This window comes from Mesorhizobium sp. M7A.F.Ca.AU.002.02.1.1 (genome assembly GCF_003998535.1).
Classification (GTDB): Bacteria; Pseudomonadota; Alphaproteobacteria; order Rhizobiales; family Rhizobiaceae; genus Mesorhizobium; species Mesorhizobium ciceri.
In genome coordinates, this window is the sequence record NZ_RZPB01000087.1 from 1 (window position 1) to 12,870 (window position 12,870).

General features: G+C 63.3%; 13 protein-coding genes and 2 pseudogenes. 2 read left to right on the top strand and 13 right to left on the bottom strand.

Going from position 1 to position 12,870, the window contains the following annotated elements; translation table 11 throughout:
* Positions 1 to 177 (bottom strand): response regulator (locus tag EN879_RS08365; protein WP_164774343.1); only part of this gene is annotated, 177 nt, incomplete at its 3' end.
* A gap of 350 nt (positions 178 to 527) precedes the next feature.
* A complete protein-coding gene (locus tag EN879_RS08370; protein ID WP_013532632.1) occupies positions 528 to 2,081 on the bottom strand; it encodes a Do family serine endopeptidase in 1,554 nt (517 codons plus the stop codon).
* Between the two features lie 206 nt (positions 2,082 to 2,287).
* Between EN879_RS08370 and EN879_RS08375 the strand changes: the two are divergent.
* Positions 2,288 to 2,506 (top strand): annotated as a pseudogene (locus EN879_RS08375) (type II toxin-antitoxin system RelE/ParE family toxin); the annotation flags it as partial.
* On the opposite strand, the gene EN879_RS08380 reads toward EN879_RS08375, so the two are convergent.
* The 9 genes and pseudogenes from EN879_RS08380 to EN879_RS08420 all read right to left on the bottom strand — a co-directional run bounded on the left by EN879_RS08380 (position 2,503) and on the right by EN879_RS08420 (position 10,382).
* Entirely contained in the window at positions 2,503 to 2,967 is a 465-nt protein-coding gene (locus EN879_RS08380) for a cytochrome c-type biogenesis protein (RefSeq protein WP_013532633.1), read from the bottom strand. The pseudogene EN879_RS08375 and the gene EN879_RS08380 overlap by 4 nt on opposite strands.
* Positions 2,964 to 4,955, bottom strand: coding sequence for a heme lyase CcmF/NrfE family subunit (locus EN879_RS08385; protein WP_013532634.1), 1,992 nt, complete (start codon positions 4,953 to 4,955; stop codon positions 2,964 to 2,966). The genes EN879_RS08380 and EN879_RS08385 overlap by 4 nt, the downstream gene beginning before the upstream one ends.
* A 32-nt stretch (positions 4,956 to 4,987) precedes the next feature.
* Entirely contained in the window at positions 4,988 to 5,431 is a 444-nt protein-coding gene (gene ccmE, locus EN879_RS08390; protein WP_013532635.1) for a cytochrome c maturation protein CcmE, read from the bottom strand.
* Between the two features lie 8 nt (positions 5,432 to 5,439).
* Positions 5,440 to 6,579, bottom strand: a complete 1,140-nt coding sequence (gene ccmI, locus EN879_RS08395; RefSeq protein ID WP_013532636.1) for a c-type cytochrome biogenesis protein CcmI — start codon at positions 6,577 to 6,579, stop codon at positions 5,440 to 5,442.
* 93 nt (positions 6,580 to 6,672) lie between these two features.
* Positions 6,673 to 7,110: a hypothetical protein gene (locus EN879_RS08400; protein ID WP_013532637.1), complete on the bottom strand. Its 438-nt coding sequence runs from the start codon at positions 7,108 to 7,110 to the stop codon at positions 6,673 to 6,675.
* Positions 7,111 to 7,294: 184 nt separating this feature from the next.
* Positions 7,295 to 8,728, bottom strand: a pseudogene (locus tag EN879_RS08405) (ATP-binding protein).
* Positions 8,712 to 9,377, bottom strand: coding sequence for a response regulator transcription factor (locus tag EN879_RS08410; RefSeq protein ID WP_013532639.1), 666 nt, complete (start codon positions 9,375 to 9,377; stop codon positions 8,712 to 8,714). The pseudogene EN879_RS08405 and the gene EN879_RS08410 overlap by 17 nt, the downstream one beginning before the upstream one ends.
* A 119-nt stretch (positions 9,378 to 9,496) precedes the next feature.
* The gene (locus tag EN879_RS08415; RefSeq protein WP_013532640.1) at positions 9,497 to 9,799 is read right to left on the bottom strand and encodes a hypothetical protein; all 303 of its coding nucleotides are present in this window, start codon (positions 9,797 to 9,799) and stop codon (positions 9,497 to 9,499) included.
* Positions 9,800 to 9,974: 175 nt separating this feature from the next.
* Positions 9,975 to 10,382, bottom strand: coding sequence for a DUF3168 domain-containing protein (locus EN879_RS08420; RefSeq protein ID WP_013532641.1), 408 nt, complete (start codon positions 10,380 to 10,382; stop codon positions 9,975 to 9,977).
* A gap of 293 nt (positions 10,383 to 10,675) precedes the next feature.
* Here EN879_RS08420 and EN879_RS08425 point away from each other — a divergent pair, with 293 nt between their 5' ends.
* Positions 10,676 to 11,464 (top strand): fumarylacetoacetate (FAA) hydrolase, encoded by a 789-nt coding sequence (locus EN879_RS08425; protein ID WP_013532642.1) that lies wholly within the window; start codon positions 10,676 to 10,678, stop codon positions 11,462 to 11,464.
* Here EN879_RS08425 and EN879_RS08430 read toward each other — a convergent pair.
* Both EN879_RS08430 and EN879_RS08435 read right to left on the bottom strand, forming a co-directional pair.
* Positions 11,461 to 12,264 (bottom strand): ABC transporter permease, encoded by an 804-nt coding sequence (locus tag EN879_RS08430; RefSeq protein WP_013532643.1) that lies wholly within the window; start codon positions 12,262 to 12,264, stop codon positions 11,461 to 11,463. The genes EN879_RS08425 and EN879_RS08430 overlap by 4 nt on opposite strands.
* Positions 12,264 to 12,870: ABC transporter permease (locus EN879_RS08435; protein ID WP_164774342.1), on the bottom strand; the 607-nt coding region annotated here is incomplete at its 5' end. The genes EN879_RS08435 and EN879_RS08430, both read right to left, overlap by 1 nt.

The following is a 12,870-nucleotide window of genomic DNA, read 5'->3' on the forward strand; positions in this document are numbered from 1 at the left end:
GCCGTCGCGACGCGGCATCATCCGGTCGATCACCATCACGTCGTAGTCGCCGGCGTCGGCGAGCGCAAAGCCGGTTTCGCCGTCACCGGCGACATGCGCGGTGTGACCGGCCTCGGCAAAGGCTTTCTGCAAGTAATCCGCAGCCTCGCGATCGTCTTCTATGACGAGAATCTTCATAGGGCTGTTATACGCGATTTCGCCGGAAGGTTGAGTGGCAGACATCTGCATTGTGGCCTTTGCCAAAGCGCATCGCGACCGAGATCGCTCGAAGCAGTGCGCGATAAAGCTGCTCGCTGCCGATGTCGTTGGCATCGGATCGTTGAAGCGCTTTTGAAATTGTGCGGCAGCGGGCGATGGGAAGCCCGCTGCCGCCGGGGGAAGGCGCGATGACTGACTAACGCGCGCTCCTCCATGCTTTCCCGTACGGCGGCTCGGGGGTGTTGAACCGGCGCACTGGAAAAGTCCAACTTGCCGCCGGAACGCCCTCACCCGTCTCGGAAGGCCGAGAGAACGCTCCGGAGCCGACCTCAGCCCTTGGCGACGGGCAGCGCGACGAAACGATTGGTGTCGTCGCGGGTGATCTGCATCAGCACTGCCTTGCGGCCGGATTTGACCGCTTCGGTCATCGCCTTGGTGACGTCGTCGGTGCCGTTCACTTCGGTCGAATTGACCGATGTGATGACGTCGCCCGGCTGGATGCCGCGATCGGCAGCATCGCTGTCGGGATCGACGTCGGTCACCACCAGCCCCTTGCCGTTTTCGGACTTGGTGACGGTCAGGCCGAGATCGGCCAGCGTGTCGGGCTTTGCCGGAGCGGCAGGCTGCGACTGGTCGACAGAGGCCTGCTTGTCGCTCGAGGGCAGTTTGCCGAGATCGACCTTGACCGTCTGGCTCTTGCCGTCGCGCCACACGGTGACGTCAACCGATTTGCCAGGCGAGTAGGCGCCGATCAGCCGTGCCAGTTCCTTCGGCGAAGCGACGTCCTTGCCGTTGACCTGGGTGATCACGTCACCGGCCGTGATGCCCGCCTTCTTGCCGGGACCATCGTCCTGGGCACTGGAAACCAGTGCGCCGTTGTTGGACTTCAGACCAAGCGACTCAGCGATGTCGGAGGTGACCGGCTGGATTTCGACACCGAGCCAGCCGCGCTGAACGGAACCGCTCTTCATCAGGTCCTGAACGACCTGCTTGGCGGTCGAAGCGGGAATGTCGAAGGCGATGCCGACGCTGCCGCCGGACGGCGAGAAGATCGCGGTGTTGATGCCGACGACCTGGCCGTTGAGGTTGAAGGTCGGGCCGCCAGAATTGCCGCGGTTGACCGATGCGTCGATCTGGATGAAGTCGTCATAAGGGCCAGCGCCGATGTCGCGGCCGCGGGCGGAGACGATGCCGGCGGTGACGGTGCCACCAAGGCCGAACGGATTGCCGACGGCCACCACCCAGTCGCCGACGCGAACCTTGGAGTCATCGGCGAAGTCGACATAGGTAAACTTGCCGACGCCATCGACCTTGAGCACGGCGAGATCGGTGCGCGGGTCGGTGCCGATCAGCTTGGCGTCGAGTTCCTTGCCGTCATTCATCACCACGGTGAAGGCCGAGCCTTCCGAAACGACGTGGTTGTTGGTGACGAGATAGCCGTCATCCGAGATGAAGAAGCCGGAACCTTGTGCAACCGGCCGCGGCTGGTCGTTGTTGCGGTCGCGATGGCTGAAGCGCCTGTTGCCGCCACCCTGGCCGTCCTGATCACCAAATCCACGGAATTCCTTGAAGAAGCGGCGCAGTTGCGGATTGTTGGGCAGGTTGTTCATGCCATCCTGATCGTCGGACGGGTCCGAGCCGTCATCGGCGGCCGGGCTGATCTTGGCCTTGACCTTGACGCTGACAACAGCGGGAGAAACCCGCTCGACGACATCGGCGAAGCCCGGTACCTGCGGCGCCTCGACGCGCACGGCATCGGCCAGAACAGGGCTGGTTCCGCTGGTCAGCGCACCGACGCCGATCGCACCGGCCACGGCTACAGACGCGACGGCAGCCATGAGACGCTTGCGGGTGACGGAATATGAACGGGGGGCAATATTCATGGATCTCGTATCCTCTTTCCAAATGGACGCTGCTGATGGGCATCCTCAAGCAAGAGAATTAGAGTGGCGCACATTACAGCGCCATTTCCGACACATGAAACTTTGGTAATGTTTTGGGGTCGGGAGACGCACAAACCCGTTGGCCGCGATGCCCTATGCGCTATCTTGTACACAACTCAGCACAAGGCTTTCATAAATGACAGCAAGCACGCCTGGCGGATCGTATTCGTGAAATGGGCCGAGGCCTTGGTGATATGGCGACGGGCCGGCCAGGCCGGGTAACAGGCACATATGAGACGTTCATCGGCCGCCCGCCGTACATCATTGCTTATGAGTTGCGCCCGATCGCTGGCCGTCAGTGCGTCGTTATCCTGCGCGTCATTCACACGTCGCGGGACTGGCCCTCGGAGGAATGGCCGAGCTAATTGCCTAGTATCTTGTCCAGCGCCGCCTGTTCCTCAGTGGTCAGCGCATTGGTTGCCGTCGAGCGACGCGACCGCGCGGTCAGCACGATGAAAACGCCTCCCACCAGCAACAGCAGGACAGGCGTGCCCCACAGCAATGCATTGCGCAGGTCGAAACGCGGCTTGAGCAGCACGAACTCGCCATAGCGCGAAACCACGTAGTCCATGACCTGCTGGTCAGTGTCGCCGGCGACGAGGCGCTGACGCACGAGGACGCGCAGGTCGCGGGCAAGGTCGGCATCGGATTCGTCGATCGACTGGTTCTGGCAGACCATGCAGCGCAAGCCTTCCGAAAGCGCCCGAGCCCGCGCCTCAAGTGCAGGATCAGGCAGCATCTCGTCAGGCTTCACCGCCAAGGCCGTGCCGGCAAAAAACAGCGCCAGCAGCAGGATAATGGAGGTCAGCGAAAGCCGTGCGTTCATGGCAGGGTCGCGGATGGCACCACGCTCGCCTGCTTGCGCCGTCGCGACGGCGCGCCGACGCGCAGGCGCCGGTCCATCAGCGACATCGCCGCGCCCGCCATCATCATCAGGCCACCGCCCCAGATCAACGTCACCAGCGGCTTCCACCACAAACGCACGACGACCGAACCGTCTTTGCCCTCGTCGCCGAGCGAGATGTAGAGCTGCGAGAAACCGATCGTCCTGATGCCGGATTCCGTCGTCGTCATCTGCCGCACCGGATAAAACCGCTTGGCGGAGCTGATTTCGCCAACAGGGCTGCCGCTGACGCCGATCAGCTCGAAGCGGCCGCGATCCTCGCTGTAATTCGGTCCCTGGGCCGGATAAAGCCCGACGAAACGCAGCGTATGGCCGGACAGTTCGACGGTCTCGCCGGCATGCATCGACAGGATCTTCTCGGTGCCGAAGCAAAGTGTGCCGACGATGCCGAGCGTGGTCAGGCCGAGGCCGAGGTGAGCGAAGGCTGTGCCGAAGACCGAGCGCGGCAAGCCGAGCAAGCGCCGGACCATGATCCCCGTTGCGACGGTCCGAAAGCCGGATTTGACGGCGAGATCGGTGAGCGCGCCAAGGATCAGCCAGACGGCAAGGCCTACGCCCAGGGCTGCGAACACCGAGCCGCCGTCGATGAACAGAGCGGTGACCAGCGTCGCCAGCAGTGCCGCAGCAAAGGCCACCATCAGGCGCTGCGCGACGGCGAAGACATCGCCGCGCTTCCAGGCCAGCAACGGCCCGAACGGAACCACGAGCAGCAGCGGCACCATCAGCGGCCCGAAGGTGAGATTGAAGAACGGCGCGCCGACCGAGATCTTGTCGGCTGAAAAGGCTTCGACAGCGAGCGGATAGAGTGTGCCGACAAGCACGGTCGCCGTCGCCGTGGTCAGGAACAGATTGTTGAGGACGAGTGCCCCTTCTCGGGAAATCGGGTGGAACAGGCCGCCGGTCGTCAACCGGGAAGCGCGCAGCGCAAACAGCGCCAGCGAGCCGCCGATAAACAACGTCAGGATGCACAGGATAAACACGCCCCGGGTCGGATCGGTTGCAAAGGCATGCACCGAGGTCAGCACGCCCGAACGCACGAGGAAGGTGCCGAGCAGCGACAGCGAAAAGGTCAGGATGGCGAGCAGCAGCGTCCAGATCTTCAGCGCCGAGCGCTTTTCCATGACAATGGCCGAATGGAGCAGCGCGGTGCCCGCCAGCCACGGCATGAAAGACGCGTTCTCGACTGGATCCCAGAACCAGAAACCGCCCCAGCCAAGTTCATAATAGGCCCAGTACGATCCCATGGCGATGCCGCCGGTCAGGAACATCCAGGCGACCAGCGTCCACGGCCGCACCCAGCGCGCCCAGGACGCGTCGATGCGGCCTTCGATGAGAGCGGCGACCGAGAAGGAAAAACAGATCGAGAAGCCGACATAGCCGAGATAGAGGAACGGCGGGTGGATGGCGAGGCCGAGATCCTGCAGGATCGGGTTGAGATCGCGGCCTTCGATCGGCGCCGGGTTGAGCCGGATGAACGGATTGGACGTCGCCAGGATGAACAGGAAGAAGGCGGCGCCGATGGCGCCTTGCACCGCAAGCACATTGGCGCGCAGCGTCGCCGGCAGGTTGGAGCCGAAAGCGGCGACGAGTGCGCCGAAGAAGGTCAGGATCAACACCCAAAGCAGCATCGAGCCTTCATGATTGCCCCAGGTTCCGGTGATCTTGTAGATCAACGGCTGCAAGGAATGCGAGTTTTCCCACACGCTTGCCACCGAGAAATCGGAGCTCGCATAGGCACTCGCCAGCGCTGCGAAAGACAGCGCCGTCAAGGCGAAGCCGGTCACCGCGACCGGACCCCCGACGGCCATCAGGCGCTGGTTGTTCAGGCGTGCGCCAAACAGCGGCACGAGCGTCTGCACCAGCGAAAGCGCAAACGCCAGGACGAGGGCGAAATGTCCGGTTTCAACCATGCCCGTGATCCACTGTCGCTCTCCTGCCGGAGCTATTCACTCTTGCTCTCCTGCCACACGCCCTTGGCCTTGAGGCCGTCCGCAACCTCCTTGGGCATATAGCGCTCATCATGCTTGGCCAGCACGCTATCGGCAACAAAAACCCCGTCCGGGCCGAAACTACCCTCGGTGATGACGCCCTGCTCTTCGCGGAAAAGGTCGGGCAGGATGCCGGTATAGGTGACCTTGACCGATTTGTGCGTGTCGGTGACCGAAAAGCCGACCGTGGCCCCCTGCCCGCGCTGGATCGTGCCTTTTTCGACCAATCCACCCAACCGGATGCGCTGGCCAGGCTGGACGCTTGCCGTGGTGAGATCGGCCGGCATGTAGAAATAGGAGGCCTTCTGGCCAAGCGCGTAGAAAGTCAGCCCGGTCGCGGCACCCAGGAAGACCAGGCCGCCCGCGATCACCGACAATCGTTTCTGCTTGCGCGTCATGTCTTGTTCTACTCCGTCGCCGCAAGCCCAAGCGAAGCGGCAAAGGCGGTGAACTTCTTCGCCTGGTCACTGTCGGCCCCAAAGACGGCAATGGCGCGACCGAGCGCCTCACGCGCCTGATCGGCCTTGCCAAGCACGACATAGGAACGAACGAGCCGCATCCATCCTTCCGGGTCGTGCGGATTTTGCCGCAGTTTGTCGTCAAGGCCGGCAACCATGGTGTTGATCATGGCTTCCCGATCCTGCGGCGACATCGAGGATGCGGCGTCGATATCGCCGGCATCGGGGCCGTTGGCGGCGTCGCCAGAAGCCACTTCGGGGTTGCCGGACTTGGCCAGCGCCTGCTCGACGGCACCGCGCCATGGCGAGTCCGGCGGCAATCTGCCCAGCATCGCCTGCCATGCCGTGGTCGCTTCCTTGGCGCGACCCTCCTGCGCCAACGCCATGGCCAGGTAGAAACTGGCCTTCGCATTGGCCGGATCGAGCTTCAGGGCTGCCTCGAAAGCATCCTGGGCATCGGCCGAGACAATGCCGCCTGCCGCGCCGGCGATCGCCTCTCCGAGACCGGCCTGGCGAACGGCGCTGTCGCCATCAAGCCGAATGGCGTTGCGATAGGCATCCGCCGCGTCGGAAAAGCGCTGCATGCGCAGATAGACCGGGGCAAGCACGTCCCAGCCCCTGCCATCGGTGGGATTGGCGGCCAGATGGGCTTCGGCCCGCGCCACCAGTTCGTCGACCGAACTGTCGGCGGGATTCTTGGCCAACCGCTCGCTGAGCGGTTGTGACGGCAGGTCGGGAGAGCCAAGCTTGACATAGAGCCCCCAACTGACCAGCGGCACCGCCAGCACGGCTACGGTTGCCACCAGCCTTGCGGTGGCCGGCGCTCGGCCCGCGTTTGCGCCACCGGCGGTACCCGCATTGTCAAGGCGAAGGATGCGGCGAGCGATCTCGGCGCGGGCTTCGGCCGCTTCGGCCGGCTGGATCAAGCCACGCGCGGCGTCGCGGTCAAGCTCGGACAGTTGGTCGCGATAGACTTCGAGATCATGTTCGCCGCTCGACGACGCGCCCTTCGCGCTGGCGGCCAGCGGCAACAGCACCGCCAGGCTTGCACCCAGCGTGAGAATGGCGGCTATGACCCAGAACAGCATGGTTCTTCCAATAACGGCAGAGCTCTGCCGTGCCAACAGATGCATGCTGCGACGCTTTGACGACGCCAGCCGCCAATCGTCGGCAGACGGTCGTCAGGTCAGCGGCGTCCAGCTGCCATCGGCGTTGCGGCAAGCGGTTCCGCGCGCCGTGACTCCGGCGCCGCCGGAAAACACCGTCTGCGTGTACTGGCGGCAGTCCTGCGAACCGACGCGGTAGGGCTGGGCCGGAACCACCTCGCCGTAGCGCGAAGCCTGGGCGCCTTTCCACGTCACCTTCTGGCCGCTGGTCGTGTATTCCAGCGCTTTGTACTCAGCCTCGAGCGCGCTGCGCTTCTCGGTCTCGCTGAGGCCGTTGCCGATCGCCCCGCTGATGAGGCCGCCGCCCATCGCCGAAATGATCGTCGTGGTCACCTTGCCGCTGGAAGGAGGTGTCGAGGCCGGTGTCGCTGCCACGGTTGGACCCTTGCCGCTCAAGGTGGTGCAGCCGGAAACAGCCAGCAATGCGGAAACAAGCGCGACGCGAATCTTCATGCCAACAACCGGTTTTCTTGAGTTGGAGCCTGCCATGGATGCGCCGGGGGCCGCGTCATCGAGAAGTCGGCGTGGCCATAATATTGATATTTGTCGGAAATTTGGCCGCTGGCCGCTGCGGGACCAATGGACATGCCGCCAACAACATCTCCCGCCCCTCTATGTCGATCGGCTCTGGTGAACATCACTGAAGGCTCCGCAATCGCACCACCGCCTTCAATCCGCCCATACCGGACCGTTCGAGCGCCAGAACGCCTCCATACTCGTTGACGAGGTCTGCGACAATGGCCAGGCCCAGACCTGTTCCGGGCTTTGTCTCGTCCAGACGCCGTCCGCGCTTCAGCGCCTCGCGAGCCTTGTCCTCGGGAATGCCCGGACCGTCATCCTCTATGCCGATCTCGAACAGGCCGGCCGGGTCGTCCTTGCCGGTCAAGGGCACGATCGAGACCTGCACCGCGCTCTTTGCCCATTTCATCGCGTTTTCAAGGAGATTGCCCAGCAGTTCCTCAAGGTCCTCGCGCTCGCCGGCGAAGACGATCTCGCCCGCCGGCAGCGACAGCGACAGATTTGTCTGCGGATTGAGCTTCCGCAGAACCCGCACCATGCGCTGCACCAGCGGCGTCACCGGCGTGCGGTAGACGACGCTGTCGCGTTGTGCCGCGACGCGGGCGCGCTGGAGATAGTGTTCGACCTGCTTCTGCATGGAAGCCGCCTGTTCGGCGATCAACTGCCCCTTGGCGCCGCCGAGCGCGCGGCCCTCGTTGAGCAGTACCGCCAGCGGCGTCTTCAGCGAATGGGCGAGATTGCCGACCTGTGTTCGCGACCGCTCGACGATGCGCCTGTTGTTTTCGATCAGCGCATTGGTTTCGTTGGCAAGCGGTTCGATCTCGGCCGGGAAGCGGCCGTCGAGCCTCTGGGCGGTGCCTTCGCGCACCATGGCGAGCGCGTTCCTGACCCGGCGCAGCGGCTGCAGGCCGAGCAGGATTGCGATCGCGTTGATGGCGATCATGCCGACGCCGAACAGGCTGAGATAGGTCAGCAGGCGGCGCTGAAAGGTGGCGATTTCCTGTTCGAGTTCGCTCTGGTTGCCCATGACGCGGAAACGCGCGGCGCGGTTCTTGGCGTCGAGGACGAATTCGCTCTCGAACACTTCGAGTTGCTCGCCGTCGATGCCTTCGGCTGCGTAGCTGCGCTGGAAGCTCGCGTTGAACGGCACCTCGGCAACGCTCGGTGACGGGATCGTCGTGGTCATCGACGACGAATGGAGATCGCCATGCACGCCTTCCTAAGCGGGCTCAACCGACCAGTACCAGCCCGAATTCGGCTCCGAGAACCGGAGGTCGCCGAGATCTGGCGCGCCGGTCAGCGCACCGCTGTCGGAGATGCCGATCGAACCGATCAGGTTGAACAGATGCGCCGAAAGCAGGCTGTCGAAGCCGCGCTCGCTGGCTTGGCGGTATAGGGTGGTGATCAAGGTGAAGATGACAACGAGCGTCACGATCGCCCAGACCGTGGAAAAGGCGATGACGCGGAACGTCAGCGAACGCGGCCACAAACGCAGCGAAAGCGGCGTCCTTGCGGTTGGTTTGAGCGGTTCCGAGTTACGCCTCCGGCTCACGCATGCGGTAGCCCATGCCGCGCACGGTTTCGATCATGTCGATGCCCATCTTCTTGCGCAGCCGCCCGACAAACACCTCGATGGTGTTGGAATCGCGGTCGAAATCCTGATCGTAGAGATGCTCGACCAGTTCGGTCCGCGAGACGACCTCGCCCATATGGTGCATCAGATAGGCAAGCAGGCGGAATTCGTGCGACGTCAGCTTCAGCGGCACGCCGCCGACATCGGCCTTGGAGGCCTTGGTGTCGAGGCGCAGCGGTCCGCAGGTCAGCTCGGACGAGGCATGGCCGGCAGCGCGCCGGATCAGAGCCCGTAGCCTCGCCAGCACCTCCTCGATGTGGAACGGCTTGGTGACGTAGTCGTCGGCGCCGGCATCGATGCCGGAAACCTTGTCGCTCCAGCGGTCGCGCGCCGTCAGGATCAGCACCGGCATCTTGCGGCCGCCGCGTCGCCAGCGCTCGACCACGCTGATGCCGTCCATCTGCGGCAGGCCGATATCGAGCACGACCGCGTCATAGGGCTCGGTGTCGCCGAGGAAATGGCCTTCCTCGCCGTCGAAGGCGCGGTCGACGACATAGCCGGCATCGACCAGCGCATCCGATATCTGCCGATTGAGATCCTTGTCATCTTCGACGACCAGTACACGCATGCGGAGTTCGATACCTGTTGAAGAGCTTTGTCGGATGGAAGAGCTTTGTAGGATTGAAAACTGGGGCAGATATAGGCCGATTCCGGCGGCCTGGGAAACGTAGCCTAAGATTGATTGGATCAGTTCAGCGGAACGACGATCTCGGAACGGCGCGGACGTTGTCCGTCCTTGCCCGGAACGAGCACGACGATGACACAGACAGGCTGACCGCCGCGCGTCGATTGCGAGGCCTTGGCCAGCGTTCCGCCATTCTGCTCAGCCACCTGTTGGCCGATGGCGTAGCAATCGGAGGCCGCCAGTACGATCGGACTGGCAAGGTCGGGCGGCGCGATGACCGGCATCGCCATCGCCTGCGACGCAAACAGCCCGGCAGCACAAAGCGCCAGTGTCGCGGTTCGGAAGTGGGAGCGAAGCGTTTTCATGACCGGCGTTGTAACGCATCGGTGCTGAACGTGAAATGAACGGTGAACGCCGCTGAAAACATCCTCGCCACACCCCTGCAACGCGAGACAGTCAACCTGGGATTTCACCGCCTCGAACAGGCGAAATCCCGCGAAAGTCCAGTCTAGACTCCGTTTTGACCATATTGAAAGCGCATCAGGCATTTTCCTGCGTCATCGCGCGAAAACGCAGCAGCCCGTGATGCACGAGCAGATCCTCGTCATGGCGGGCTTCGGCAAATTCCAGCGACAGTCGTGTCTGGCCGCGAGGGCCGATCACCAATGCTGCGTCGGCAAGGCGCACCTGGATGGCGGCCATGATGGCTAGCGTTTCGGCATCACCATGGGCTTTCGACCAGACATGCAGCGTAATCAACTGATCGTCAGTGTTCTCGATGCCCGTATCCCAGTCGAAAGCGGAGGTATGGCCGCAGGTCACGTACGGAAAAGCGGCGTTGTCGGTTGGCCGTTCGAGCAGTCCGGCGCCGCCCAACAAGGCCGACAGCGATGCGTCGCTTCTCAGCCTGAGAAACACTGCCTGCTGCAAATCGCCTGGCGCGGTCATCGTCTTTTCCTCCGGTTCCTGCGCTGCCGACTGTTGCTTTTCGGAAGCTGTCCGCGTTCTGCGTGTTCTGACAGATATAGCCATTCGACGCGCAGAGGCGATGGCGATTCGTCATCGGAATGATGGATGCCGATGATCTCGAAAGGGCGGCTTTGCCAAGACCACCGTCGCGGGCACCACGCCGTGAACATGGACTCTCGATTCCTGGTCACATATTCTCGCTCCATACAGCGTCGCATGACGCAATGTTTCCTTGCCGTTTTTGATCCAGGAAGCAATTTCGGAAGCTGATGATGCTCGATGCAGAAAAGACCAGGGCTGCGTCGCGGTTGTTGGTAGGCCACTGGGACAAGGGCACCCGTCTCGACGCCATACCCGAGGCGTTGCGCCCACAAACACGGCTCGAAGGTTACGCTGTCCAGTCGCATGTCATGGATCGCTCGGCGGCTCCGCTTTTCGGCTGGAAGATTGCCGCGACCAGTCTGGCGGGACAAAGGCACATCAACGTCGACGGCCCCATGGCCGGACGTCTCCTGGCCGAGAAAGCGGTGGAGATCGGCGGGACCGTTTCCCTGGCGACGAGCAAGATGCGCGTGGCCGAGATCGAGTTCGCTTTCCGTTTCGGCCGCGAGCTGCCGCCTCGTGCGGCACCCTATGAAATCGCCGAGGCGATGGAAGCCGTGGCGAGCTTGCACCCGGCGATCGAAATCCCGGACTCACGGTATGACGATTTCTGCGCCGTCGGGGCGCCGCAGCTCATTGCGGACAATGCCTGCGCCAATCTGTTTGTCATCGGCGAGGCGGCGGAAGACGACTGGCACGACGTGGATCTTGCAAAGCACCCCGTGATCGCGTCCGTTTCCGGAAGGTCGCAACATAGCGGATCGGGAGCAGCCGTATTGGGCGATCCTCGCATCGCGCTTACCTGGATCGTCAATGAACTGTCGGGCCTGGGCATAGCGCTTCAGCCGGGACAGGTGGTGATTACCGGCACCTGCGTGACACCGATAAGCGTCGAGGCAGGCGACGAAGTCATCGGCGATCTAGGCAGGTTTGGCCGCGTCTCGGTGCGGTTTGTCTAGGCTCCGCGCTGCCTGGCCACGAAACTGCGCACCGCCAGCACCAGCACGGTGATGATGATCAGGATCACCGACAATGCCGCGATCGCCGGGTCGATGTTGTCGCGCAAGCCCATCCACATGAGCCGCGGCAGCGTGATGGCGTTGACAGAGGTGATGAACAGGGTGACGCCGATTTCTTCCCAGGACAGCACGAAGGAGAGAAGTGCGGCGGTGACGATGCCGAACTTGATGTTGGGCATGATGACGCGGGTGGCGCGCTCCCACACAGTGGCCCCTAAGCCCCGCGCGGCAAGGTCGATGCGGCGGTCGAGCTGGCTGAGAGAGACCAGCATCAGCACCGTGGCGAAGGGCACGGTCATCACCGAATGGGCCATGGCGACGCCAAGCCAGGTGTCGTAGCCGAAGAACGCGCTGAAACCCGAGATCGAGGTGAGCAAGAAGTAGAGCGTGATCGCCGAGACCACCGGCGGCACCACCATCGGCAGTAGCACGAAGCCGACCAGGGCCGCGGTGAAGCGCGGCTGGAACATCCAGACGCCAAGGCTGAAGCACAGCGCCAGCACAGTTGAAAAGGCGCTGCTGACGACACCGATGCGGATCGAGAGCAGAATCGATTGGAGCCAGCGCGGGTCTTCGATCAGCGCCCGGTAATGGCGCAGCGACAGTTCGCCCGACGGCATGGCCAGCATGCGGCTCGGCGTCAGCGACACCGGGATGACGGCGAGCAGCGGCATCAGCAGGAACAGCGCCACGAAGGCGGCGATGATCAGCGAGACGGGACCGGGGCGGTAGGTCGGCATCAGATCAACTGCTTCGGTCTGACATATCGGAACAAGAGCGCCATCAGCGCGCCGACGAACAGCACCAGCACGACGCTGATCGCTGCACCCAAGCCCCAGTCCGGGCTCTGGAATATCCTGAGATAGATCAGCTCGGCAATCATGACGCTGCGGCCGCCGCCAAGGATCGCTGGCGTGACGAAGAAGCCGAGCGAGAAGACGAAAACGATCATCGCCGCGCCTATGATGCCGGAGCGCGTCATCGGCACGAACACCGTCCAGAAGGTGCGCATGCGGCTGGAGCCGAGCCCGCGCGCCGCCAGGAGCACGCGGTCGTCGAGGCTGCGCATGGCCGATGCCAGCGGAAAAACGGCGAAAGGAATGAGGAAGTGCGTCATGCCGACGATGACGCCGAATTCGTTGCGCACCAACGCCAGCGGTTCGGAGATGAAGCCGATCGCCTGCAGCCACGTGTTGATCAGGCCGCGATTGGAGAGCAGCGCCACCCAGCCGAAGGCACGGGTCAGCACGGAAATCCAGAAGGGAACGAGAATGCAGAACTCGGCGATCAGGCGCTGTGCCGGGGTTCCACGCACCCAGACGACGGTGATGGCGTAGGCAGCGGCC

Excerpts from the sequence above, each read along its gene's own strand:
- EN879_RS08425 (WP_013532642.1), top strand. The coding sequence starts at position 10,676 with ATGCTCGATGCAGAAAAGACCAGGGCTGCGTCGCGGTTGTTGGTAGGC.
- ccmI (WP_013532636.1), bottom strand. The coding sequence starts at position 6,579 with ATGCTGTTCTGGGTCATAGCCGCCATTCTCACGCTGGGTGCAAGCCTG.
- EN879_RS08370 (WP_013532632.1), bottom strand. The coding sequence starts at position 2,081 with ATGAATATTGCCCCCCGTTCATATTCCGTCACCCGCAAGCGTCTCATG.
- EN879_RS08385 (WP_013532634.1), bottom strand. The coding sequence starts at position 4,955 with ATGGTTGAAACCGGACATTTCGCCCTCGTCCTGGCGTTTGCGCTTTCG.
- EN879_RS08430 (WP_013532643.1), bottom strand. The coding sequence starts at position 12,264 with ATGCCGACCTACCGCCCCGGTCCCGTCTCGCTGATCATCGCCGCCTTC.
- EN879_RS08380 (WP_013532633.1), bottom strand. The coding sequence starts at position 2,967 with ATGAACGCACGGCTTTCGCTGACCTCCATTATCCTGCTGCTGGCGCTG.
- EN879_RS08410 (WP_013532639.1), bottom strand. The coding sequence starts at position 9,377 with ATGCGTGTACTGGTCGTCGAAGATGACAAGGATCTCAATCGGCAGATA.
- EN879_RS08400 (WP_013532637.1), bottom strand. The coding sequence starts at position 7,110 with ATGAAGATTCGCGTCGCGCTTGTTTCCGCATTGCTGGCTGTTTCCGGC.
- EN879_RS08415 (WP_013532640.1), bottom strand. The coding sequence starts at position 9,799 with ATGAAAACGCTTCGCTCCCACTTCCGAACCGCGACACTGGCGCTTTGT.
- EN879_RS08420 (WP_013532641.1), bottom strand. The coding sequence starts at position 10,382 with ATGACCGCGCCAGGCGATTTGCAGCAGGCAGTGTTTCTCAGGCTGAGA.
- ccmE (WP_013532635.1), bottom strand. The coding sequence starts at position 5,431 with ATGACGCGCAAGCAGAAACGATTGTCGGTGATCGCGGGCGGCCTGGTC.